The following is a 22,945-nucleotide window of genomic DNA, read 5'->3' as shown; positions in this document are numbered from 1 at the left end:
CCCCCACATAGGACACGGTCTTAAGAAAAAGAAGGGGCGTCTGTAGTAGTCCGGTCGTCCCTCAGAACGTGAGTGAGGGGCCGCTGCGCGGCGCGACTATCGGGCGGCGTTCCGCCGAACAGCAAAAAGAGCTGCGAGAGGGTAGGCCCACTCGGTCAGTTCCGTAGTACTCAAGGCTTGGAACCCTCCTCTTGGTTCGGCAGGGCCAACACGGTCCGCTGCTTTCCCTGTTTCCCCTCTGAAAGCAAACCAGCGGCTTGCAGCTTGTCGAGTGCCTTGCTGGCTGTCGGCCGCGAGACTTCAAAGCGTTCACTCAGCTTTGCCGCGCTCGGGAAGGATGCCCCGACGGAAAGTTCGTCGTCCGCGATCACGTCAGCAAGGCGTTCGGCCAACGGCCGACGGTCGATCAACTCGCCCCGTCGGATCACCCGCCAACGTCCACCAGGCACCGGTTCCGCGATGCCCTCCTTCTGGAGCACGCCGAACACCCGGAGCGCGACACCACGGGAGACTCCGTGGTCGCGCATCAGGTCGGCGGCCGACGGCAGTTCAGCCATCGAGTCGTCGGCTTCGATCTGCCCTCGTACAACATCGGCAATCTTCAGAAAGGTTCCCCGAGGGCTGGCCTGCTGCGACACGCGTCCTCCCCCTCTTCGTCGGTGTTACCTCAAGCCTGCCATGCTCTTCAACCCATCAGCAGGGATCGCGGTGTAGCAGCCCCCGTCGATAGCGGTTTTGCGGTGTTATACCCCATTCACGGCTAGCTTGTTACCGTCAGGGCTGTCCGCTCGAAGAGAGCGACTCCAAGGCGTACTCAAACCCTAAACATCCAACTCCCTCAACCAGCGGGCAACCATTTGAACCCCCTCTGGCGCAGCTGCTGCCGCATACAATTCCCGTGCACGCGTATAAAGCTGCCGCGCCCTCTTGCGATCGCCTTCAGCCTGCTCCACTTGGCCAAGGTTAGCAAGTGCGCCGGCTTCGTAATAGAAATTCCCTGTCTTCGAAAAGTACACCCGCGCACGCTCAAGACATCGCCGGGCTTCAGCATGGTTTCCTACGTCACAGTAGGTAGCTCCAAGATTCATGAATCCGAGATGAATCCCAAATTTATCCTGCACGGACTCATATGCCGTAAAGGCCTTCTCGTAAGCCTCTAGAGCCAACGCGTGCTTGCCCATATTGGAGTAGACAGCGCCAAGCCCACCGTGGGCGGACGCCTCCTTTCGGAGATCACCAGTCTTCTGATGAAGCGGGATGGACTTTTCCAGCACCTTGGCCGCGTTGCCGAGTTGGCCAGACTCCCGGTAAGCCGAACCGAGATTTGTCAGCGCGGTGGCAATAGAATTTACCCTCCCTGTTCGTTCGGCAAGGTGCAAAGCTTGCTTTAGCAGCGGAATTGCTGCGGCCGGACCTCGGTATTGGCGAACGGCTGCCCCGAGGCTAATCGCCGCATCACACCCACCATCGAAAAATCCAATCCTCTCAGCTATGGCCTGCGCTTTAGTTAGCTTCTGGATGGCTTCCTTAAATTTTCGCTGAGTCGTCAAAGCCAACCCAATATTATTGAGCGCCCTGACCTGCTGTTCTGCATTCTTTGAGGCGCGCGCAGAATCGTGAGCCAAAACCGAGCTCTGCAACGCATCGGCTACCCGGCCACGCATATCAAAATAGAGGACTAGGTTCATGGAAATGAAATAGGCATCCTCATGCAAACCCAGATCGCTTGCACGCTGTGCGGTTCCGACAAGATTTTCACACTCAATGTCAAACCATTGCAGCGAGTCAGCTGGAGTCTGGAACCGCCCGCGAGCGGATGGACTTACCCCCCGAAGCCGATCATTGCTTTCGTCGGCTACATCGTAATAGCGGTGCGCCAACTCAGTAAAACTTGCAAGCCACCTACTTCCAGGCATCAGCTCTTTAGCCTTCTCTGAGCTGAATAGGTAGACGAGGTCATGCATAACCCACCTCGCCGGAACGGGGCTTCGAGACACCAGGTTTGACTCGCTCAACCGCCTCATGAGGCCACGCGCCTTCAACGGTGCGACCTCCATTACGACTGCAGCAATTTCGGTTGAAATTTCACTCCCTGGATTCACGGAAAGACGGAAAAACGGCTCCCGCAGCTCCTCGTCGAGGTGCTTGTACGAAACCTCCAAGGCAGCACGTACCGCCGTGTCTCCGTATTGGAGAACGTCCAATCGATTGCCCTCCTCTTCGAGTTCCTCTATAAGCTCATCAACACCTAGGTCGAGATCTCCCTTAAGAATGGCCGCTGCAATTTTTATGGCCAGAGGGAGACGACCGCAAAGTGTACACAGGCTATCGATTTTCTGCGGCTCCATGGATGACATATTCTCTGACGCAAGATTTGCACTAAGAAGGGCCCGAGCCTCCGTGGCCGACATTTCCCGAAGGTGAATATTTTCAATGCCGTCAATAACCCCCAGCTGAGTACGGGACGTGATTACAACCCCGTGCTTTGGCGACCTTGGGAGCAGCTCAGCAATTTGCGACATCTCGGCCACATTGTCAAAGGTGAGAAGTATCGGAGTATCAAGGTCAGCCAGTTCTTCAAGTTTTCTGTGATAGATCACCGCTTGACTTCCTATGTCTGCAGGAACACTTGACGACGGAATGCCCAGTGCCGCGAGAAGCGGCGCGTAAGCGGCCCCGGACCGACCAAGTGTTCGCCGATCTCCGGCGAAACCAAACATGTCCAGGTAAACGACAGATCCTGAGTACACCTCTTGCACTGAAGGTTCCCTAATGACTCTATGCACGAGGGCGGTTTTTCCGATACCAGCGATACCGGAAATCAGCACCTTACGCCTTGATACTTCCGTTAGAGTCTTGGCAATTTCCGCACATTGCGCAATTCTCCCAATGAACCAATCCGGAGGGACGCTCCACGTCTCGGAAACTGAGAGAACCTGGGTGGGGATTTCCCTAGAAATCTGAGAGTGGTTCTCTTCGGCATACTCCTGCGCCACGTCGAGAAAATTACGAACGGTGGCGGCATTGAGTTCATCATCAGAATTGACACTTACCCAAGATTTCGGAGTCAGCGCTCCCTTCAGAGAGGCACTTAGGTTGACCCAATATAGCCGCTTGCTCTCGATATCAAAAACAACACCAAAGACAGGAAGGAGACTTTTTGTCCAATCATCGAAATGCTCTTCTACGGGAATCGCGTATCCATTTGCGCGCTTATATTTTGCACCACTTTTAACCTGAATGGCAACACTCATTCCGGTTCTGTGGCCATCTTTCGTCAGCATCACGAACAAATCTTCACCGTAGTCATTTCCTCCATCGATCTCCTGCACAATCTGATCATGCTCTTCAAGAAGCGCTCGAACTGCGTTCACGCCGGCCCGCTCGATCCGCCTGCTAGGTGTAACCCTCGCCATCAATGCCTCAACCTCTCGCATGAACTGTCGGCCTGGGAGAACACGGTAGTCCGCAGCACGAAGCGATTGGCCCCCAATGCGGCAACCGGTGCCTCCTGAGCGCGACCTCACCCCCCGCCCCGCCTCACCGCACGTCTATGGAGTTGGCAGGTGAAATCGGCAGAGTTGCGACGGCCGAAGGACGCGAAGGGCCGTGAGCGTCGAAGGCCGAAACCTGACGCGCAGCAGAAGACTGCTGAGAGGAGGTAGCGAAGGAGGGTGATCGCACGCCTGGACGAGGTGCGATAACAGCACCCCCATCGGCTAGAGCAGCAGCCAACCTTGCTTCGGCACACGGCGTGACGGCAGTCGATGACGGCAACGTCATCACACGGTTGCGGATCCCAGAGGCCCGTGGTGTCGCCCTGGTCCCGCGCTGGAAGCGCGGGACCAGGGTCCTGAAGCGGGCGGGGCGAACTCCTAAAGCGGGTGTCGCAGGTTCGAATCCTGCCGGGGGCACAGCACAAAGGGCCAGTTCGGAGGCTTGAACCTCTCGAACTGGCCCTTTCGCATGATCGCGCCGCGCCCGTGTCACACGCGTGCCGCTACGTGCCCGATCGGTGCCCCGCGCTTCTCCGTACCGGCGTAGGGCCGATCATGAATCTCATGACGTCAAGCATCGTCGTGCAGTACACGGATCTGCTCCGGACCAGCGACTACGCCCTCTGGGCCCGGCTGCGGTGGCTCCTCAAGGGGCAGGGACTCGCTCCGGACCGGACGGTAGTCGTCGACCTTCTGCAGGAGGGCCCCGATCACGAGGACGGACAAGTCATCGCCGGTGACGGCAGGGTCTACAGGTTCAGTCTCTACTACGACCAAGCAGCCCGGGACGGAGCGCTCAGCGCCCAGCTCCGCAACTGGACAGACATCACCGACTCTTGGGGAACCGGGTCCCTGGCTATGCGAACGGCAGACGCTTTCGCCTGGCGGGGCAGGCCCACTGGGCAACGTTGAGTTGACCGTCGACAGTTTGTCTATAGGGAGACGCTCCGGCCCGCCTCGGACCCCGTGTGCGGGGCCGTCTGCGTGGGCCGTGCGTGAGCGCTGGCCACAGCGGCGGTCGTCTACGTCAGCAGACCGATGAGCCGTTCGCGGACACTGTCCTTGTCGGCCTCGGGGTCCGGCACCAGCTTCGTCCGCTCGGCGAGATCCCGGACCAGGACATGCAGCCGTCCGCCACTGCGGGCCAGCACCAGATCCCTGCTGTTGCCACTGGTCTCGGCCGATCCCTGCGCCGTGTAGTCGGTGACGGTGATCAGTGCGGAGCGCTCCGCGGCAGCGAGCACCGCCTCTGCGTCCACTGCCTCGTCAGGGTCTGCCGACGAGCCTCGGGGCAGCCAGCCGGTGAGCGAGTCCAGGGCTTCGTCGAGCTTGTACAGCCCCAACTGGTGCACGCCGAGCGCGTCGATACGGACCATGAGACAGATCCCCTCGGGTTGGGGCAGCAACAGGATGCGCCACGGCTCTCCCGGGCCCGAGCCGGTCGTGCGGGCATCGAGCACCTTGCGGGCCCTTTGCTGGAACGCCACGGCGATGCCCAGGTCTCCCTGGACCTGAACCTCCTCGCCCGTGTCACCCGCCTGCAACAGCTGCCGCGCCGCCAGCGAGCGGACGGCTTCGGCGATCACCTCGTCCGACGGTCTGGCCTCCAGGAAGTCCACGATCGCGTCCACCGCGGTCAGCTCCGCGATGGTGTACGCACCAAGCAGCACCGGGCCCGTGTCGACCAGGTCCACCACGGCCGGCACCAGCCCCGCAGGAGCGGACACCGCCCCCGCGTCCGACGGCGCCGCAGGGGGCGCATTTCGCCGATCGTCGTCACTCATGACGGCCCTCCCGGCTGCAGCAACTCCACCGCGGGCGGCACCCGGCTCTCATGGAGCACCGCGGCGGCGCTCCGTGAGAGGGTCTCGGTCACCCACACATCGGAGTTGCCGAACAGCCCACGGCCCGCACTGCCGGACAGCGACTGCCCCAGCTCGCCGGCCAGGTCCTCCCGGTCCGGGGGCGGGAACCGGGCCGCCAGGTCCGCGGAAACGGCAGTGACGTCGTCGGCCTCCTCGATCCGGCGCAGGGCATGGGTCAGTACCCGCGCGACCGGAGGCGTCAGGGACGTCGGCACGGCCAGGAACGGCGATAGATACAGCGGGCGCCGTTCGGTCATCCGGGACAGCCCCCAGGGCCCCACGTTGCTGCGCGTGATCCGGTACACCACGTAGTCCATCAGGTGGCGAAGGTCGCTCACACTGGGCAGCCTCAGCCCCCCGAACGCGGCCGGTGTCTTCTCCAACTGCACCCACGTGCCGTGGGCGGTGCGCCCGTGCAGCTTCTCCCGCACCACCTCCCCGCGCATCCCGATGTCGGGATACAGCGCCTTGTCGATGTCACGGTGGTGGCTGGACAGACGTTCGTGGCTCACCTTGGCGAACCGCCAGTCCTCGTACAGCTGCGGTTCGTCCACCAGCACATGGCCGCCGCACAGCACGTCGCGCAACTGGGGAACCTGCAGTCCGTGGCGCTCCAGATCCGAAAGGACCGCCGCCTCCTCCCGGCTGAGACGGCGAGCGGCCGCGACCAGCCCTTTCCGGTAGGCCCCTGCCTGCGCCGTGATCTCGATCATGAGCCGGACCCGGGTGCGCATCTGCTCGGCCCGCCGGTCAGCCACGTACGAAGCCGCCCCGCCGCGTCGCCTCAAGTGGGTGACCGATGCCAGTGCATGCTTTCGCTCCACCTCTCCAGTACAGCACCGCAGCCCGGTGTACGCCCCCGCGAACCGGATGAAGCGGAGCCCCTGAGAGCGACAGCCCGGCAGAGGGCTCGACGTACCCGCGCGTAAGCGGTTGCGAGCGGACGGTGAAGGACGCGCCGACGGTATCCGCGCCGGTCAGCGAATCCGGGCGGCCGGTCAGTGTGCCACGATGACCCGGGGAGGCGTGATGCAGTACGTGGTGCTGGGGGCGTTCATCGCGTTCGCTCTGGCTGTAGCGGCAAGTGGTGTCGTCGGGCTCATCACCGGATGGATCCATCCATGGGAGCGAGCCCGGGTCCTGCGTCCTGTGCCTCATGGGCTCGGTCAGGTGCTCGCAGGAAGCGGCCTCTCCTGTCTTTTCGGCGCGTTCACGTTCAACCCCCCGGGCGACGTGCTCCGTTCGCTCCTGGCAGTGGGTGCCGGCCTGTTCCTCGCTGGAAGCATCCTGCTCGGTGTGTCCCGGTATCCAGGGCGCTGAGGCTGCTCACGACCGAAGTCGGGTGACGACGACTGCGGCCCGGAGGTGATCCACCGCCGCTCATGTCCGTTGTGGCTGCCGCGAACGCCGCGGTCCGGCGTACGGAGACCGAGCCCGGGTTCACGATGGTCGCCACCTCGGGCTGCTCTCCCAACCGCGGACCCTCCACCCGGGACTCCGCTTCGCCGCCTTTGGAGGTCGCTGCGGGATGCCTCAGCCCGGCAGGCGGGCGCGGGTCCGACTCCCCTCGCGAGGCCGGGCCGGTCCCCTGGCGCAAACTCACGAGCCCGATGTCACAGCCATGCGATAGAAATGCCCTTCAGCTGAGACTTCCACTGCAGAGGTGTGGAGGGAACACAGCACAGTTCTCATCATCCCTGGGGGGATTTGATGTTCAGAAGGCAAGCGGCCTGGGCCGCGATCGGCACCGTCGCACTCCTGTTGAGCGGCACACCGGCAGCGAACGCCGTGGAGGGGCAGGCTCCTGACGTCCGATGGGCGAACAGCGTCTCGGACGACCTCGGCACCCTGGCCGTCGGCATCAGCTCCGACAGTGCCATCACGGACATCAAGGCCCGTATCGTCTCCGCCGCCACGCAGCAGGAAGTGGCCGTCGTGGAGATGGACGCGTTCGCCCTGTTCTCCGGCACGCCGGAGGACGGCGTGTGGCACACGAAGCAGCCCCTGGACCTTGCCGACCTGGGCAGCTACACCGTCCGCGTCGAGGCCACGGACGCCGACGGGGACCGTACGACCGACAACTCCGCGGGCTCGCTCGCCTACTACGTCGCCGCGGTGTTCGAGGACGTGCGCACCGACCGCGCGGAGATCGACATCGACCACCGCCAGGTGCGTGTCGACGGCACCCTGAAGGGGCGCTGGCCCGCTACCCGCGAGCTGAAGCCCCTGACGGATCACCCGGTGGACCTCGATGTGGACTACTGGACGGAGAGCACCGTCCGCACCGACGCGGACGGAAACTTCTCCGGCACGGTCACCGTGCACGGCGCTGTTCCGGTCCAGGCCGTCTACCGGCACGCCAACGAGCACCCCTACGTCCTGTACGGCGAGTCCCCGTCGACACAGATCGGCGTCAGGCAGGTAGCCACGCGCTGGGCCGTCGAGGCCCCGTCGGAGGCTCGGACGATCGACCTCGGACAAGAGGTGACCCTCACGGCGACGCTGGAGCGCGAGACGCCGCAGGGCTGGGTGCCCTTCGAGGGTCAGAGCGGTGGAGTGCTCTTCGAGCCCTCCGGCGGCGGCCAGTTCGCCTCCGTCGGCTACTTCACGACGGGTGAGGACGGCAGGATCTCCTTCACCCACGCCCCGTGGGAGACCGGTAGCTTCCACGTGGCGTCGCACAGCGACGACCCGTTCATCGCCCCCGCGACCGCGGACAGTGCCCGGATCACCGTTCTGCGTGCCTCGGCCTTCAACTCGTTCTCGGCCACCCGTACACACGGCGGCGTGCACGTCGAGGGCGCGATGGACTTCCCCGACGGCTGGACGCCCGCCACCATCCCGGTGCACATCCAGTACTCGGGTGACGGCAAGGAGTGGACCGACCTGCTGACGACGGAGGCCACCTGGTCCGGCAGCGGCTACGCGTTCGCGGCCGACATCCCCGACGCGGGGCGACGTTACTTCCGCGCGCACTTCGAGGCGACCGAGTCGTTCCGTGCGGCGACGTCGGAGGCCGTGAAAGCGAGTCGCTGACCTCCACGGCTGACAGCACCGACGCCCGCAGCGCCGAGGGCCGGTTCGGGAGTCGACCTCTCGAACCGGCCCTTTCGCACGGTCGCCTGAGGATGCCCGTCGCCGTGGAGACGGGGAAGGGCTCCGCTGCCCACAGCTGTCCGGTGACGGTCAGTTCTTGTCCTTGTGGGAGGTTGCGGGGGCCTGGAGGCTCAGGGCGGTGTCCAGCTTGCCGGCGTCCGGGAACACGTGGAGCGTGGGGGCGCTGCCGCAGGAGAAGCCGGTGATCGCGAAGAGGCGGTTCTCGTACGAGGCCCGGGCGAGGCCGTCGCGCTGGAGGTCGCCCAGGTGTGCTCCTCGGTTCCGCCCGTACCGCCCACCGCCCACCGCCCACAGGACGGGCGGTGGCACGCCGGCGAGCTGTCAGTCCGCCTCTGCAAGGATCTCGCCGATGACGTGCCGTGCCGTCGTCGCCATCACCGGGTTCGACGTCCGGTAGTACGAGAGTTCCATGAGCGCCACCGACAGGGCCCAGCCCCGGCCCCGCGCCCACTCCGCGCCGTCCGCCCCTACCTCCGTACGGAAGACTCGCCTCGCCCCGGCCGGCAGCAGGTACCAGCCCGCGATCAGGTCGACCGCGGGGTCGGCCAGGCCCATGCAGCCGAAGTCGATGACGGCGCTCAACCGGCCGCCCGAGACCAGGACGTTGCCCGGCTGGAGATCGCCGTGGACCCATACGGCCGGGCCCTGCTGGTCAGGGGCGCGCAGGGCGTCGGACCAGACACCGGCAGCAGCCGTCGTGTCGATGACACCGTCCAGCGCGTCCAGCGCCTCCCGGGTGGCCGTGTCCCGTGCGGCCAGGGGTTCGCTGCGGTAGGCGGGCGGGGCGTCGGTGGTGTCGGCGCGGCGCAGGGCCAGGACGAACTCCGCGATGTCGGCGGCGAATCCGGCACCGCCCGAACCGGCGGCCGGGCTGTCGCCGTCGATCCAGCGGCAGACCGACCAGGACCACGGGTAGCCCTCGGCCGGCACACCCGCGGCCAGCGGAACGGGTACGGGGAAGGGAAGGTGTTCGGCGAGGCGGGGCAGCCAGCGGTGTTCCGTCGCCACGTCCTTCGAGCCGCCCTCGATGCGGGGCAGCCGAACCGCCAGGTCCGCCCCCAGCCGGTAGATCGCGTTGACCGTCCCGTGGGAGCCGACCGGCTCGACGGGAAGCTCCGCCCAGGCGGGGAACTGTGCGGCGAGCAGGCGGCGTACGAGCGCCGCGTCGGTTCTGGTCTCGTTGGCGTGCATCCGCCCCATGCAAACCCAACCGGGCACGGGCTGTCGAACGAAAATCCGGTGGGCCGCGCGTCCCCGCTGCGGCAGGATCGCTGTCCATGCCCCTCGTGCTCCCGCCCCGTCTCACCGCGTCCGCCCGGACACTCCGCGACACCGCCCGACTGCGCGGCCTGGAGACCGTGCAGCTGCCCGATCGCGAGGTGCCCCGGGGGCTGCGCGACCGGGCCGCGCATCTTCACGCCGGCCCGTCCTTCGCCGACGCCGTGGCTCCCGTACTGGGCATCGCGCCCCTCGAAGCTCCCGCCGACTGGCTGGCCCGGCTGCCCGCCGCGTTCGTCCGGCGCGAGATCCGTGCCGTGCCCATCAGCGAGGCGTACGGGCTCCGCCGGCCGGTCTTCGTCAAATCGCCGAACGACAAGAGCATTCCGGCACTGGTCTACGCGGACGGATCAAGGCTGCCGGGGCCGGACGCGGTCGATCCGGAGACGGTGGTGCTGGTGAGTGACGTCGTCACGTTCGATGCGGAGTACCGGCTGTATGTGCTGGACGGGCAGATACACACCGGCAGCCGGTACGCCGTGTCGGGACGGCTGTCGCCGGCTCCCCTGTGCGCCGCCGCGCTCGCGTTCGGCTCGGAGCTGCTCGCCGCCGCCGGGCACACGCTGCCGTCCGCGATCGTCGTCGACATCGGGGTCACCGACGTGGGGCAGTGGGCAGCGATCGAAGCCAACGCAGCCTGGGCGAGCGGCTGTTACACCTCCGATCCGGAGCGTGCGCTGGATGTGGTGCTCAGGGCCGCCGGTCCGGCCGTGCGACTGGGGGAACGCGACCGTGCGTTCGTCCGGTGACCCGTGCGCGGGGCGCCACCGAGCTTGGTCCACCGGGTCGCGGCAGGGCCACAGATCAGTGGCAGGAGGCCTTCAGCTGCGCCGCCGCGTGGTGCGCTCCCACCAGTGCGGCGTCGCCCCAGTCCCGGCCCCGGTCGACGAGCTGCACCGCGAAGGTCTCCCCCTTGACCGGGTAGGACCGTACGTCGACGGCCGTGCCCCGGTGCTCCGGCTGGTGCACGACGAAGCCCGTATAGGCCGATTCCGTGTCGTGCGGGTCGGAGAGCACCCGGTAGACGGTCGGGGCGCCCGCCACGTCGCGGTCGCGGACGCTGCTCGGCACGAAAACCGTCAGCGCGCACTCCTGGAAGCCCTCGCCGAGGTGCCAGGACCAGACGGCGCTGCTCCCCCGGTCCTGGCCCGGGCTCCCCGACATGGGGACGGCGCTGAACCGGCCGTCGCACGGGCTTCCCGAGAAGCCGCCCGACTCGACGGTGTACCAGCCCGCGTCGCCGTTCTCGAAGCGCCCGCGCTCGGTGTAGTCGCCCGTGGTGCACCCGGGCCCGGCCCACGCCGTGTAGCGGAAACGGGCTGATCCGGCTGGGGGCTGCGGGGCGTCTTCACGGGGCGGCCCGCTCCCACCGGACCCGGGCCCGCTCCCACCGGACCCGATCGGTCCGATCCGGGTCGGGGCCCCGCCGCCGATCGGGGCCGGGACGGCGCCCGCCCTGCCCGCGGCCTCCGGGCGCGCGCCCGGGCTTCCCGCGGCGAGCAGTGGAACGGCGGCGGTGGCCAGCGCTGCCACGGCCACCCCGACTCCAGCCGCCAGCAGCACCTTCCGCCGCCGGGGCAGGGTGGAGACCCGGCCCATCAGAGTCTCCCGCGCGATCCAGGAACCGTTCCCGTGCGGCGAGCGCTCCACGGAGCCGCACCGGGGGCAGACCATGCCCGGCAGTGGTCCTGCGTGTTCGCCGCCGCAGTGTTGGCACCTCATGGCAGCACACCTTGCCAGTGCCGCCCGCCCGGAGGGAGAGTTCCCGCACTATTGGCGCAGTTCCTCGGGGCAAGGCGTGCCCGGCTGCAGCTGGTACGGAGCCGCCAGGCGGTACACCCCAGGGCGCGGTGCGAGGAGCTCGGTCCACTCGTCGCCGTCCCCGTCCTCCTCGACCTTGATCAGGCAGCCGTGGGCGTTGGTGAAGTCCTTCGGAGCGTCTCCGTCCTGCGCCGTGCGCTTCCTGGACGCCTCGGTCTCCTGCGGCCGCTCCACGCTCTTGCCCTCGTCGTCCACGACGGCGAGCCACCGGGAGTACGGAATGCGGATCAGGACACGGCCCGCCGACTGCACATGGATCATCAGCTCGTCGTCACCGGCCCGCTCCACCGTCGCGGGCGGGTCGGCGAGCGGCACCGGGTCCAGGACCCGGAACAGCTTCCAGTTGGCGTCGCTCCACACCCTCTTCAGATACGGCTGCCCCTTCTCGACGAGCGCCGCCTCCTGCTCACCCCCGGAGTCCGGCTTCCCGGTCGGCAGCACCACGTAGTGAACGGCCCAGCGGTCCAGCCACTGGCGGTAGTTCACCGGGTCGAGGGTGTCGTCGTAGAAGAGCGGGTTGCGCTTCATGTCGGCCTGCCGGTTCCACCCGCGGGCCAGGTTCACGTACGGCGCGAGCGCCGAGGCCTCGCGGTGGCTGCTGGCGGGGACGACCTCGACCCGGCCCCGGTCCGCCCCTGCCTTCTGGAGCTGGTTGACCAGCGGGGCCAGCTCGCGGGTCCAGGACGCGGTGGGTGCGGTACGGACGATGTCGTCGACGCCCTTGAAGCCGATCCAGAAGTTCAGCCCGGCGAAGACGACGATCAGGGCGTACCAGCGCCGGGTGCGCGGCGCCGTGTACGGCAGCGCGGCGAGCAGGACCACGCCGGCGAACAGCATCGCCATGCGCGACACGTTCGAGCCGATCTGCGAGTCGACCACGTAGGTCAGCAGTGTCCCGGCGCCGTAGACCGCGGCGGCCGTCCGCACGGTGTGCCAGTCGCGGGGGACCAGGAAGAAGACGAACACCGAGTACAGGAAGGGCAGCGACAGGGTGCCGAGCGCCATCGGCTGGGTGCCGGAGAAGGGGAACCACCACGCGGAGAGGACCACCACCACGAGAGGGGGCAGGCCGATCGCGTACGCCCCGGGGCGCCGTTTGTTCAGGAAGAGCGCCGCGGCGACCACGCCGAGGAACAGCCCGGCGACCGGGCTGCCCGCGGTCGCGAGCCCGGCCAGGGGTGCGGCGACGACGGCCTTCGCCCAGCGCTTGTAGCGCCAGCGGTGGGGCCAGCAGAAGACGGCGGCCACGGCACCGAGCGCGAACATCATGCCGAGCCCGAAGGTCACCCGCCCGGAGAGGGCGTTGCACAGGTACGCGAAGACTCCGGCGAGCGCACACGCGACGGGGTTACGGACGGCGGGCACCCGCACCAGGATCAGGGTGGTGAGCGCCGAGGACACGGTGCCGGCGACCATCATCGTCGTACGGACGCCGAGCACCGACATCAGGTAGGGCGACACCACGCTGTACGAGACCGGGTGCATGCCCCCGTACCAGGCGAGGTTGTACGCGGTACCGGGGTGGCGGCCGACGAACTCGGCCCAGGCGTCCTGAGCGGCGATGTCGCCGCCGCTGTTCGCGAAGAAGAAGAACCACAGGAGGTGCACGGCCGCGGCGACCGCGGTCGTCAGAAGGACCGGGTGGCGCCGCAGGCGGCCGCGTATCGAGCCGTCGGCGCCGCCGCTGCCTCCGCCGGCCTGGGCCGGGATCCGGACGGAGAGGCCAGGGGCGGGCGGGCCGGTGTCCGCCCGTGTCGGCTCAGCGGTGGTCACTGCGACTCTCCCCGTCCTCGCGGGGCCAGGGGGCCGGGCCGGTCGGTGGGTCAGGTGATGCGCGTGAGCTTGTCGCCGAAGGCCGGTTCCGTCATCTCGCTCCGGATCGCGACGGGGGCCGAGACCTTGCCCGTCCCGGAACCGACCGTCACCTCGCCCACGACCGTGCCCGCCTTCGCCACCTGGGCGGGTGTCTTTCCACCGTCGGCCAGTTCCAGCTCGACCTCGAGGCCGCCCCAGCCGACCGCCTTCAGGTCCTTGGTGGCGACCACGGGTGTCCGGGTGCCGAGCCCGTTGTCGACGTAGCCGACGACCCGGCCCTTCTTGACGACGGTGGCGGAGTCGACACCCTTCTGGGCGGCCCGGATCAGCGCCAGGCTGGTCTGCAGGGAGCGCTGCAGTTTCGCGTCCAGGGTCCCGCCGGCGTCGGCGCCCATGACCGCGCCGATGATCCGCCGGCTCTTGCCGTCGATGATCGTGTCGGCCGTCCAGATGAGGTTGCCGCCTGCGGGGGTCGACGAGCCGGTCTTGATGCCGCTGACGCCGGGCTCCAGCAGGATGTTGTTGTTGTTGTAGATCATCTTGTCGATGCCCGGGATCTGGGCCTGCGGCATGTTCACGATCTCGCGGAAGACGTCGTTCTGCATGACCGCCTTGGCCAGCTTGAGCTGGTCGGCCGGGGTGGACCGGGTGGTGGACTCGAGACCGCTCGGGTCCGTGTAGACCGAGTTCGTCATCCCGAGGTCCTTCGCCGCCGCGTTCATCTTCTCGACGAATGCCTTCTCCGTGGTGGCGTCCCAACGAGCCAGCAGACGGGCCACGTTGTTGCCGGAGGGGATCATCAGGAGCTGGAGCATCTGACGCTCCGTGTACTTCTGGCCCTCCTTGATCGGCGCCGTCGACTCGTCCGGCCGGTCCGCCTCCTCGCCGGCCTTCGCGTCGACCTCGATCCGGTCGCCGTCCTCCTTGCCGGTGATCGGGTGGCCCTGGAGGATCACGTACGCGGTCATGATCTTGGCGACGCTCGCGATCGGCGCGGACTTCTCCTTGCCGTACGTCCCGATGGTGCCGACGCCCTCGACCTCGACGGCGCCCTGGCCCTCCTCCGGCCACGGCATGTCCAGTTTCTCGCCGCCGAAGGTGTAGGTGGGTTCCGCGGAGAGTGTCAGTGTGGGCTCGGGAAGCGGACGCACGGACTGTGCGATCGCAAAGATGATCAGGAGGAGCAGGACCAGCGGCGTCCAGATCTTGACCCGGCGGACCGCGGTGCGGACCGGCGTCTCCTCGGGCGGCGGGGTGTTCGTGAGCTCGGCGAGCAGGTCGAGCGGCGGCCTGGGCGGCATGGGCTGCTGCCTGGTCCGCTCGGCCTCGGGCAGTCCGGCCCCGGGGCTCGCGGGGGTGCCGGGCCCCGCCGCGACGTCCGGGGTGATCGTGGGACCGACCACGGCCGGGGGGCGTACGTCGTCCGAGCGCAGCGGCACGAACTTGCTGGTCCGCTCGGCGGGGGCCTCGGGGGTGCCGGAGGGCTTCGCGGCCCAGGACGCGGGCTTGCGCGGAGCCTCCTTCTCCTTCGGCGGGAGCTTCAGGGCGGTCGTCGGATGATCGAGCTGTTCGGCACGCGGCGCCTTGAAGACGGCGGTCGGATGATCGATTCCCCGGCCGTCGCGCGCGAGCTCGGGCTCCTTCGCCGGGGAGACCTCCTCGCGGGTCTTCGGAACACGGGGTGCTTCCGTGGAAGCGCCGGCGGCCGGCACGTCGTCGGCGTCCACGGAGGCGTCGTCGCCGGCGTCCGCGGAGGCATCGTCGTCGCTGTCGGTCCGGACCGCGGCGTCGTTCCCGGACGGAGTCCCGGCGTCGCCGGCAGCCGTCGCGTCGTCGTCGGCGCCGGGCTTGCCGTCGGCATCCGCCGACGGCGCGACGCCGGTGTCCGCCGGCTTGTCACCGGTGACGGCGGAAGCGTCGCCGCTGCTGCTACCGGTGTCCTCGTCGCCTTCGGACGACGCGTCCCTGCCCTCGGCCGCACTGCTCTGAGCTGCGGTTTCCTCTTCGGGATCGGTCGCCACCCACGCCGCTACGACGGCACGCAGCCGGGCGTCGGCCGGCGTCTGCCCCTCGTCCGATTCCGATTCCGATACGGAGCTGGAGCCGGGTGCGGCCGCGGGCCGCTCGTCGGGCTCGGCATCCGAACCGGAGTCTGCGCCGGAGTCGGCACGGGTGCCGGAACCGGCGCCCGCCTCTTCTGCGGGTGCGGGAGCGGGAGCGGCCACCGGGGCAGCCACGGGGGCATCCTGACTCCGGGCGCCGGCAGCGGGCTCGGCGCCGGGACCCGTGGCCGCCTCGGCATCCGTGGCAACGGCCTCGGGCTCGGGCTCAACCTCGGGCTCGGGCCGCTCATCGCCGTCGGAACCGGCGCCGGTACGGCCGTCGTCGCGGCTGGAACCGGTCTCGGGCACGACTTCGGCCCCGGAATCCGCCTCGGCTTCCGTGCCCGCCTCGGAGGCGGAACCGGCGCCCGTTTCCGCCTCCGCACTGCCCGAAGTCGGCCCAGCCGGGCCCGCAGGCGCCTCGGGCGCCGTCGTGGCCTCCTCAGCCGCCTCCTCGGGCTCCGGGGGCGTGGAGGCCCCCTCAGGGCCCTCCTCGGGGCCTTCCGCGCCCTCCGCGCGCCCCTCGGGCGCCGCTGCGCTCTCGGGCGCGTCCGGCGCGCCCGGCATGCGGAAGACCGCCGTCTCGCTGTCGGTCGCGGTCCCGGCGGTTCCGCCGGCCGCATCCGCTCCCGCACCCGCGTCCGGTTCGCGGAACACGGCGAGACGCGGATCGCGTCCCTCGGCCGTCCCCGACGACTTCCGCTGCTCCGACATGTCGGGGGACTCGCCCGCCACCGATACCTCCTTGATGAGCCGCGGGGTCACGCCCGCACTGTCCGAACCATTCACCAGTGTCCTGTGTGAACCCTTGGCCGAACCGCTAGACGAGAACGACATACCTAACGGTTCCCTCACAAAGCGCCCAGGCGCCCTCGACAGACCATTGTGAGAGGGGTCACCCTGTCACTCATCCACGCGGGGAGGCATGGATGGGCAGGAGCCGCAGAACAATTCCGGAGGAGCTTCTGCTGCTCGCTCTGGACCCGACCACGGGTACCACAGCGCAGCCGCAGTCGCTCGACCTCGGCCTGGCCGGGGCACAGCTAGTAGAGCTGGCTCTGGCAGGACGGATAGCCCCTGACGGGGATCGTATCGCCGTGGTGATGCCACGGCCGACAGGAGATCCGACTCTGGACTCCGCACTGGAACTGCTGCGCCGTCGTGGCAGTCCGGTTCGGGCCGTCCACTGGATCGGCGGACCCCGGCTGGGACTTCGCCAGATCTATCTCGCTCATCTGGAGCGGTGCGGCATGGTTCATGCCGTGGCGGGCCAGATGTGCGGAGTGCTGCCGACGACTCGCTACCAGGCGACGGACACGGCGATCAGCCGGGACATCAGGGCCCGGCTGGACAGTGCGATCCGCACCGGCGTACCGCCGGACCCGCGGACCGCGGCGCTCGCCGCACTGGCCCACGCGGTCGGACTCGGCAAGCACCTCTACCCCGGGAACGAGGGGCGCTCGTCGCGCTCCCGGCTCCGGGACCTGATCAGACACGACCCGATGGGCGGTCTCGTGGCGCATGCCGTGATGGACGTCCAGAACGGTGTGGCCGTCCAGCCACGCCGTAACCAGCAGACGGCGGGCGTGCCGTTGCAGCCGCAAGCGCAAGCGCACCGCGGCAGCATGGCGCACACCTCCGTCCACTGACAGCACGACCGCGCGGACAGTTGCGCGGAGCACCGAATACCGCCGCACCGACGTCCCCATGACCCGGTTCGGGAGCCGCACCAGGCGCGGGGCAGCCGGATCCACCGGCTGCCCCGCGCTCTTGCGTGCCGTCGCTGCGTGTGGCGATTTCCCAGCGCGGCCGGGGACTCGGGTGGCAATCTGCTGAGCAGCAGACACACACAGCTACAGAAGCCGCATAGCCGGAGGTGCCGTTCCCGTGCCGACCAACGTCAATCCCACCGTCAGGCGACGCCGGCTGGGCCAGGAATTGCGCCGCCTGCGCGAGATCAAGGGCATGACGGCCGAGGAGGTGGCGGAGCGGCTGCTGGTCTCGCAGTCGAAGATCAGCCGCCTGGAGAACGGCCGCCGTTCCATCAGCCAGCGTGACGTACGCGATCTCTGCGGGGTGTACGAGGTCGAGGACCACCGCGTCGTCGACTCGCTGATGCAGATGGCGAAGGACTCCCGCCAGCAGGGCTGGTGGCACGCCTTCGGCGACATCCCGTACAGCGTGTACATCGGGCTGGAGACCGACGCCGAGTCCCTCCGGGTGTACGAGCCCCAGGTCGTGCCCGGGCTGCTGCAGACCAGGGGGTACGCGGAGTCCCTGATCACCGGCGCGCTGCCCGAGGCGCCGCCGTCCGACATCGAGAAGCGGGTGAACGTACGGGCCCGCAGGCAGGATCGCGTCAACGCCCCCGAACACCCCCTGCGGCTGTGGGCCGTCATCGACGAGTCAGCCCTGCGCCGGCTGGTCGGCGGCAAGCAGGTCATGCTCGAACAGCTCGAGCACCTCATCGAGCAGTCCCAGCTGCCCCATGTGACCGTGCAGGTGCTGCCCTTCGACATGGGGGCGCACCCGGGTATCAACGGGCAGTACGCCATCCTGGAGTTCCCCGACGCGGCGGACTCCAGCGTCGTGTACATCGAGGGGGTCACCAGCGACCTCTACCTGGAGAAGGCGAACGACGTGCAGCGCTACAGCGTGATGTACGAGCACCTGCGGGCACAGGCGCTGAACGTCGACCAGACGCGCCAGTTCGTGGAGGACATCGCCAAGGGCTACACCCGCTGAACACCCACCGGAGGCCCGCCGGAACAGGACAGTCCGACAAAGCCTGATGTGCGGGTAATGCTCCGTTGCGGGTGAGGTGGGGGCGGGAAGATACACCGCCACCACCTCACAGCGGAAGACCCGCATGGAATATGCCATCCGGTCGAGTGAACGGCCCCACCAACAGGCGATGTTGACGAGTAGCGTCGATCACGCCAACAGGAACGAAGTTGGTGCCTCTCACATCAACTCTCTGAACCGGAGTGAACATGGCTATTCTTCAGGGTGTTACCGATAACTGGACGAAGTCGTCCTACTCCGGCGGCAACGGGGCATGCGTCGAGGTGAAGTCGCCCGTCACGCAGGCCATCGCCGTGCGTGACTCGAAGGCCCCCGAAGGCCCCTCGCTGTCCTTCGTGTCCGGAGCGTGGAACACCTTCGTGCGTGACGTCGCGTCGGGTTCGATCAACGCCTGACCGGCGGCCGGTCAACATCGGCCCGCGTGCCGTATGACGTCCGGTCACCGCGCACGACCGTTCAGGAGCCCTCTCGACTGGCCCGCCGTCCTGGCCGAGGGGGCTCGGCCCCGCTTCCGGGCGCATGCGCCACCGATCGGCGTGGCGCGCCGGTCACGACCTCAGCAGCCGACCCCGGCAGCGCTCCGGGCGCCATCGGTGCGTGAGCATCACGTCGTGCAGCTCTCCCCCTTCTCCGGCCGCACGGGACCCGCATCCCGTGCGGTCGTTCTGCGTTCTCGGGCGTTCCTGCCTTGCGTCGATCCCTGCACAGCCTGACGAAGTGCCCGCTCATCGTGTGGCCGTGGTCACGTTCACGACAACGCCCCACTCGGTCAAGAAACAGCAAAATCGTTCGCCTTGCTGATCTGCGTTCACATCTCTGACCGCAAAAACCTTGACCATGGCCCTGGCCAAGCGGTTCAATCCCTGAAGTCCCGTTCCCGCACGGGGCCCCGCTGAACGGCCGTACTGACGAAGTGCGTTCCCGTTCACAAGGCGGACCCCTGGAGGGGGCACATGAACAGTCTCGACTGGGCCGTGCTCATCGGATACTTCGGTGTGATGGTCGCGATCGGACTCTGGTCGCACAAGCGCGTGGACAACGTCAGCGACTTCTTCACGGCCGGCGGCAAGATGCCGTGGTGGCTGTCGGGCATCTCGCACCACATGTCCGGGTACAGCGCGGTGATGTTCACCGGCTACGCGGGTATCGCGTACCAGTACGGCGTCACGTCCTTCGTGACGTGGTCGCTGCCGATCGCGATCGGCATCGGCATCGGTGCGAAGCTCTTCGCGCCCCGGCTCAACCGGCTGCGCTCGCGACTGCACGTCGCCTCGCCGCTGGAGTATCTGAAGGACCGCTACAACGTCCCGACCCAGCAGGCCCTGGCCTGGTCCGGTCTGCTGCTGAAGATCGTGGACGTCGGTGCCAAGTGGGCCGCCATCGCCACGCTGCTCTCCGTCTTCACCGGCATCACGCTCACGCAGGGCATCTTCATCACCGGCATCATCACGGCCGTGTACTGCACGGTCGGCGGGCTGTGGGCCGACGCGCTCACCGAGCTCGGACAGTTCATCATCCAGCTCTTCGCCGGTCTGGCCATGCTGGTGATCGTCATGAGCAAGCTCGGCGGCTTCAGCTCGCTGTGGACCGTCTGGGACAAGCTGCCCGAGGGCCACACCGAGCCGACGGCCGGCCCGTACACGGTGACCTTCCTCCTGGCGTACCTCTTCATCAAGACCTTCGAGTACAACGGCGGCATGTGGAACCAGGCCCAGCGCTACATGGCCACGGACTCCGCACGCTCCGCCACCCGTTCGGCCCGGCTCTCGGCCGTGCTGTGGCTGGTCTGGCCGGTCGTCCTCTTCTTCCCGATGTGGGTGGCTCCGCTGCTCGTCGAGGCGAAGAAGCCCGACGCCTCGGACAGCTACGCGCTGATGACCGAGCAACTGCTGCCCCACGGGCTGCTGGGCCTGGTCGTCGTCGGCTTCTTCTCGCACACGATGGCCATGTGCTCCTCCGACGCCAACGCCATCTCGGCGGTCTTCACCCGGGACATCGCACCGGTGTTCTCCAAAGCGGCCCGCTCCTGGAGCAACCGCAGCGGACTCATGGCCGCACGGCTGTCCACGCTGGCGTTCCTCGGCCTGTCCATGGCGCTGGCGACCCAGATCAACTCGCCGACGTTCAAGGACATCATCTCGGTCGTCATCAAGTGGGTGGCAGGGCTGATGGGCCCGATCGCCATCCCGTTCATGCTGGGGCTGCTGCGCAGGTTCCGCCGCTCCGGCCCGACTGCGGCGCTCACCAGCTGGGCGGCGGGGCTGCTCGCCTTCTTCTTCACCAACTACAACCTCGACGGTTCGGTGAAGACGGATGTCGCGCTGCAGTACCAGGTCGCCCTGCCGCTGGCGATCTCCCTCGTGCTCTACATCGTCATCGGGTTCATCAAACCCGAGGACACCCCGGAGCGCGACGCCCTCATCGCACAGATCAACACGGACGACGAGGGCCCCGGCGGCGAAGCCGCTGCGGCAACCGTGCCCGCGCAGAAGCCCGGACCGGAGAGCACGGCAGTTCCGGAGGGCGTGAAGGACTGACCGCCCCGCACACGGGGTGGGGTACGGCGGGCGGGCGCGGCGGCGCCCGCCCGTCCCCGTCCTCCCGGACGTTCCCGCTCAGTCCCGCGGGTAGCGGGCCAGCCACCCCGGAGCGACCGCGGCCGGACTGTGCAGGGCCGGCCCCTGGGTCATCTCCATCGCGAAGTCGTCGGAGAGTTCGAGGAGCGTCGAGCGCCCCTCCAGTTCCGCAAGCCAGGCCGGCGGAAGCGCCGTCTCGCCGTGCAGCGCCCCGAGAAGGGCCCCGCAGACGGCCCCGGTGGCCGCGGAGGGCCCGGAGTGGTTCACCGCGAGCCGCAGTCCATGGCGTACATCCTCACCGACCAGCGCGCAGTACAGCGCCACGGCTAGGACCTCCTCGGCGGAGTCGGTGTCGCCGAGCGCCTCGATGAGGGCGGGCCCCGGGATTCCCTGGCGTACGGAGCCGAGGGCCTGCCGGAGCGCCTCGGTGACCTGCTCGCTGCCCGGGCGTTCGGTGAGCAGGGCGAGAGCGTGCTGGACCGAAGCGTCCAGGGTCTCGCCGCGGGCCAGACCGTGCACCATGAGAGCGAGGGCTCCGGCCGCGAGCTGGGCGGTGGCGTGGCCGTGGGTGTGGGCGGCGCACTCGACGGCCAGCTGGAGGACGAGCTGGGGCTCCCAGCCGACGAGCAGCCCGAAGGGCGCGGACCGGGTCAGCGCCGCCGAGTCGCGTGCCGCGGGGTTCTTGGGCACGGCGAGGGTGCCCATCGTGGCGTCACCGAAGCCGGCCAGACACTCCCTGGTGGGCGCGCGGCGCGTGTACAGCCACTCCTCCCTGGCCAGCCAGCCGTTGTCCTTACGCCGTTCGTCGGGCCCCCAGGCACTCTGGGTGGCCGCCCAGCGCAGATGGGCGCGGTGCACGTCGGTCGGCGGGTGCCACGCGCCGGTGTCACGGCGGACCTGGGCACGGATGAGCCCGTCGACGGTGAAGAGGGTAAGCTGTGTGGCGGCGGTGACGGCACCGCGTCTGCCGTGCACGGGGACGAAGTCGGCCACCCCGTCCACTCCGTGGGCGGCGCGTATCGCCTCCAGGGAGAGCCCCGAGACGCCGGCGCCGAGCGCGTCACCGATGGCTCCGCCGAGCAGGGACCCCCGCACCCGGCCGCGGAAGTCCTGCTGCTGGACCCGGCCCCAGACAGCTGTGGTCCCTGTGCTCACCGTGCCCCTTCCGTCCGGCCTGCGGTGCGACTGCGCAAGCACTGTAATCGAACGGGAACGGTGGGCTCATAGCTGGAACAATATGTACGGACTAGCGTGGCGGAGCACTTTTGAACGGCATTCCTCACGGTTTCCGGGACCATTTCGCCCGCGGGAATCCGTGCGGAATTCCCTGCCCCGCTCCCGCCACGGACATGGAATCGCGCGCGCGTCCGCCGGGACCCCGGAAGCGGTCCCGGCGGCCGGCTGCCCGTCAGCCGAACTGGCCGGGCTGGTAGTCCCCGGCCGGCTGCCGGGTGATGACGTTCAGCCGGTTGTAGGCGTTGATGACGGCGATGAGGGCCACCAGGGCGATGAGCTGGTCGTCGTCGTAGTGCTTGGCGGCACCGGCCCAGGCCTCGTCCGTGACCCCGGCCGCGTCGGCGATGCGCGTACCCTGCTCCGTCAGTTCCAGGGCGGCGCGCTCGGCGTCGGTGAAGACCGTGGCTTCCCGCCAGGCCGCGACCAGGTGCAGGCGGGTCGCGGTCTCGCCGGCCTTCGCGGCTTCCTTGGTGTGCATGTCCAGGCAGAATCCGCAGCCGTTGATCTGACTGGCGCGGATCTTCACGAGTTCCTGCGTGGCCGCCGGTACGGCCGAGTCGGTGACCGCTTTGCCGGCCGAATTGATGTGCTTCAGGAAGGTGGCCGCGAGCGGGCTGCCGAAGACGTTCAGACGCGCTTCCATCATGTGCTCCCTGTGCGTGTGCGTTGCCGCTGACTGCTTACGCCCCTTCGACGGAACGGGCCCGGCGGGATGTGACATGAGCGCGATGTGACGTGCGTCTCCCGGTGCGGGTGCGTGCTCCGGGGGCGGGCGGCCGGCGGCCTCCGCTGCGCGCGGCCGGCCCCGCTCAGGCGTCGGCGTCGGCGTCGGC

At 68.2% G+C, this 22,945-nt stretch carries 18 protein-coding genes; 7 read left to right on the top strand and 11 right to left on the bottom strand.

The window, feature by feature from the left end; translation table 11 throughout:
* Positions 1–170: 170 nt before the first annotated feature.
* Entirely contained in the window at positions 171–638 is a 468-nt protein-coding gene (locus BFF76_RS19680) for a GntR family transcriptional regulator (protein WP_065848723.1), read from the bottom strand.
* A gap of 183 nt (positions 639–821) precedes the next feature.
* The gene (locus BFF76_RS31480; protein ID WP_275935666.1) at positions 822–3,416 is read right to left on the bottom strand and encodes a tetratricopeptide repeat protein; all 2,595 of its coding nucleotides are present in this window, start codon (positions 3,414–3,416) and stop codon (positions 822–824) included.
* A gap of 645 nt (positions 3,417–4,061) precedes the next feature.
* On the opposite strand from BFF76_RS31480, the gene BFF76_RS19675 reads away from it, so the two are divergent.
* Entirely contained in the window at positions 4,062–4,409 is a 348-nt protein-coding gene (locus tag BFF76_RS19675; RefSeq protein WP_065848722.1) for a hypothetical protein, read from the top strand.
* 110 nt (positions 4,410–4,519) lie between these two features.
* Here the strand turns inward: BFF76_RS19675 and BFF76_RS19670 are convergent, their stop codons facing one another.
* Positions 4,520–5,281 carry a hypothetical protein gene (locus BFF76_RS19670; protein ID WP_141695627.1) on the bottom strand — a complete coding sequence of 254 codons (762 nt, stop codon included), beginning with the start codon at positions 5,279–5,281 and terminating at the stop codon, positions 4,520–4,522.
* Positions 5,278–6,120, bottom strand: a complete 843-nt coding sequence (locus BFF76_RS19665; RefSeq protein WP_031098475.1) for a hypothetical protein — start codon at positions 6,118–6,120, stop codon at positions 5,278–5,280. Before BFF76_RS19665 ends, BFF76_RS19670 begins: the two co-directional genes overlap by 4 nt.
* A gap of 952 nt (positions 6,121–7,072) precedes the next feature.
* On the opposite strand from BFF76_RS19665, the gene BFF76_RS19655 reads away from it, so the two are divergent.
* On the top strand, positions 7,073–8,398 hold the full coding sequence (locus BFF76_RS19655) for a hypothetical protein (protein WP_244167304.1): 1,326 nt from the start codon (positions 7,073–7,075) through the stop codon (positions 8,396–8,398).
* Positions 8,399–8,548: 150 nt separating this feature from the next.
* Here the strand turns inward: BFF76_RS19655 and BFF76_RS19650 are convergent, their stop codons facing one another.
* Together BFF76_RS19650 and BFF76_RS19645 are read right to left on the bottom strand one after the other, a co-directional pair.
* On the bottom strand, positions 8,549–8,788 hold the full coding sequence (locus tag BFF76_RS19650; RefSeq protein WP_031098470.1) for a hypothetical protein: 240 nt from the start codon (positions 8,786–8,788) through the stop codon (positions 8,549–8,551).
* Between the two features lie 12 nt (positions 8,789–8,800).
* A complete protein-coding gene (locus tag BFF76_RS19645; RefSeq protein WP_065848725.1) occupies positions 8,801–9,670 on the bottom strand; it encodes an aminoglycoside phosphotransferase family protein in 870 nt (289 codons plus the stop codon).
* Between the two features lie 86 nt (positions 9,671–9,756).
* Here BFF76_RS19645 and BFF76_RS19640 point away from each other — a divergent pair, with 86 nt between their 5' ends.
* Positions 9,757–10,506, top strand: coding sequence for an ATP-grasp domain-containing protein (locus tag BFF76_RS19640; protein WP_065848720.1), 750 nt, complete (start codon positions 9,757–9,759; stop codon positions 10,504–10,506).
* A 55-nt stretch (positions 10,507–10,561) separates the two neighbouring features.
* Here the strand turns inward: BFF76_RS19640 and BFF76_RS19635 are convergent, their stop codons facing one another.
* The 3 genes from BFF76_RS19635 to BFF76_RS19625 are packed head-to-tail and all read right to left on the bottom strand — an operon-like array spanning position 10,562 to position 16,209.
* Positions 10,562–11,479 (bottom strand): adhesin, encoded by a 918-nt coding sequence (locus BFF76_RS19635; protein ID WP_244167303.1) that lies wholly within the window; start codon positions 11,477–11,479, stop codon positions 10,562–10,564.
* A gap of 48 nt (positions 11,480–11,527) precedes the next feature.
* Positions 11,528–13,351, bottom strand: a complete 1,824-nt coding sequence (locus BFF76_RS19630) for a DUF2339 domain-containing protein (RefSeq protein ID WP_031098460.1) — start codon at positions 13,349–13,351, stop codon at positions 11,528–11,530.
* A gap of 50 nt (positions 13,352–13,401) precedes the next feature.
* Entirely contained in the window at positions 13,402–16,209 is a 2,808-nt protein-coding gene (locus BFF76_RS19625) for a D-alanyl-D-alanine carboxypeptidase (protein ID WP_079122426.1), read from the bottom strand.
* Positions 16,210–16,424: 215 nt separating this feature from the next.
* Between BFF76_RS19625 and BFF76_RS19620 the strand changes: the two genes are divergently transcribed.
* The 4 genes from BFF76_RS19620 (at position 16,425) to BFF76_RS19605 (ending at position 20,837) form a co-directional block, all read left to right on the top strand.
* Complete coding sequence (locus BFF76_RS19620) at positions 16,425–17,144, top strand: GOLPH3/VPS74 family protein (protein ID WP_031098456.1); 720 nt, start codon at positions 16,425–16,427, stop codon at positions 17,142–17,144.
* A 238-nt stretch (positions 17,145–17,382) separates the two neighbouring features.
* A complete protein-coding gene (locus BFF76_RS19615) occupies positions 17,383–18,240 on the top strand; it encodes a helix-turn-helix domain-containing protein (protein WP_031098454.1) in 858 nt (285 codons plus the stop codon).
* Between the two features lie 248 nt (positions 18,241–18,488).
* A complete protein-coding gene (locus BFF76_RS19610; RefSeq protein WP_031098453.1) occupies positions 18,489–18,695 on the top strand; it encodes a DUF397 domain-containing protein in 207 nt (68 codons plus the stop codon).
* Positions 18,696–19,253: 558 nt separating this feature from the next.
* Positions 19,254–20,837 carry a sodium:solute symporter family protein gene (locus BFF76_RS19605; protein WP_031098451.1) on the top strand — a complete coding sequence of 528 codons (1,584 nt, stop codon included), beginning with the start codon at positions 19,254–19,256 and terminating at the stop codon, positions 20,835–20,837.
* A gap of 78 nt (positions 20,838–20,915) precedes the next feature.
* On the opposite strand, the gene BFF76_RS19600 is transcribed toward BFF76_RS19605, so the two are convergent.
* On the bottom strand, positions 20,916–22,031 hold the full coding sequence (locus BFF76_RS19600; RefSeq protein ID WP_031098449.1) for an ADP-ribosylglycohydrolase family protein: 1,116 nt from the start codon (positions 22,029–22,031) through the stop codon (positions 20,916–20,918).
* A gap of 253 nt (positions 22,032–22,284) precedes the next feature.
* A complete protein-coding gene (locus BFF76_RS19595) occupies positions 22,285–22,755 on the bottom strand; it encodes a carboxymuconolactone decarboxylase family protein (RefSeq protein ID WP_031098448.1) in 471 nt (156 codons plus the stop codon).
* Positions 22,756–22,945: the final 190 nt, after the last annotated feature.

Origin of the sequence: Streptomyces mutomycini (assembly GCF_001700505.1) — a bacterium.
In the GTDB taxonomy this organism is placed as follows: domain Bacteria; phylum Actinomycetota; class Actinomycetes; order Streptomycetales; family Streptomycetaceae; genus Streptomyces; species Streptomyces mutomycini.
This window is presented reverse-complemented; position numbering and strand designations above follow the sequence as displayed.

What these genes read in the sequence shown, in the direction of transcription:
- BFF76_RS31480 (WP_275935666.1), bottom strand. Translation starts at nt 3,416, where the DNA reads ATGGCGAGGGTTACACCTAGCAGGCGGATCGAGCGGGCCGGCGTGAAC.
- BFF76_RS19675 (WP_065848722.1), top strand. Translation starts at nt 4,062, where the DNA reads ATGACGTCAAGCATCGTCGTGCAGTACACGGATCTGCTCCGGACCAGC.
- BFF76_RS19670 (WP_141695627.1), bottom strand. Translation starts at nt 5,281, where the DNA reads ATGAGTGACGACGATCGGCGAAATGCGCCCCCTGCGGCGCCGTCGGAC.
- BFF76_RS19655 (WP_244167304.1), top strand. Translation starts at nt 7,073, where the DNA reads ATGTTCAGAAGGCAAGCGGCCTGGGCCGCGATCGGCACCGTCGCACTC.
- BFF76_RS19645 (WP_065848725.1), bottom strand. Translation starts at nt 9,670, where the DNA reads ATGCACGCCAACGAGACCAGAACCGACGCGGCGCTCGTACGCCGCCTG.
- BFF76_RS19640 (WP_065848720.1), top strand. Translation starts at nt 9,757, where the DNA reads ATGCCCCTCGTGCTCCCGCCCCGTCTCACCGCGTCCGCCCGGACACTC.
- BFF76_RS19635 (WP_244167303.1), bottom strand. Translation starts at nt 11,479, where the DNA reads ATGAGGTGCCAACACTGCGGCGGCGAACACGCAGGACCACTGCCGGGC.
- BFF76_RS19625 (WP_079122426.1), bottom strand. Translation starts at nt 16,209, where the DNA reads ATGTCGGAGCAGCGGAAGTCGTCGGGGACGGCCGAGGGACGCGATCCG.
- BFF76_RS19620 (WP_031098456.1), top strand. Translation starts at nt 16,425, where the DNA reads ATGGGCAGGAGCCGCAGAACAATTCCGGAGGAGCTTCTGCTGCTCGCT.
- BFF76_RS19610 (WP_031098453.1), top strand. Translation starts at nt 18,489, where the DNA reads ATGGCTATTCTTCAGGGTGTTACCGATAACTGGACGAAGTCGTCCTAC.
- BFF76_RS19605 (WP_031098451.1), top strand. Translation starts at nt 19,254, where the DNA reads ATGAACAGTCTCGACTGGGCCGTGCTCATCGGATACTTCGGTGTGATG.
- BFF76_RS19595 (WP_031098448.1), bottom strand. Translation starts at nt 22,755, where the DNA reads ATGGAAGCGCGTCTGAACGTCTTCGGCAGCCCGCTCGCGGCCACCTTC.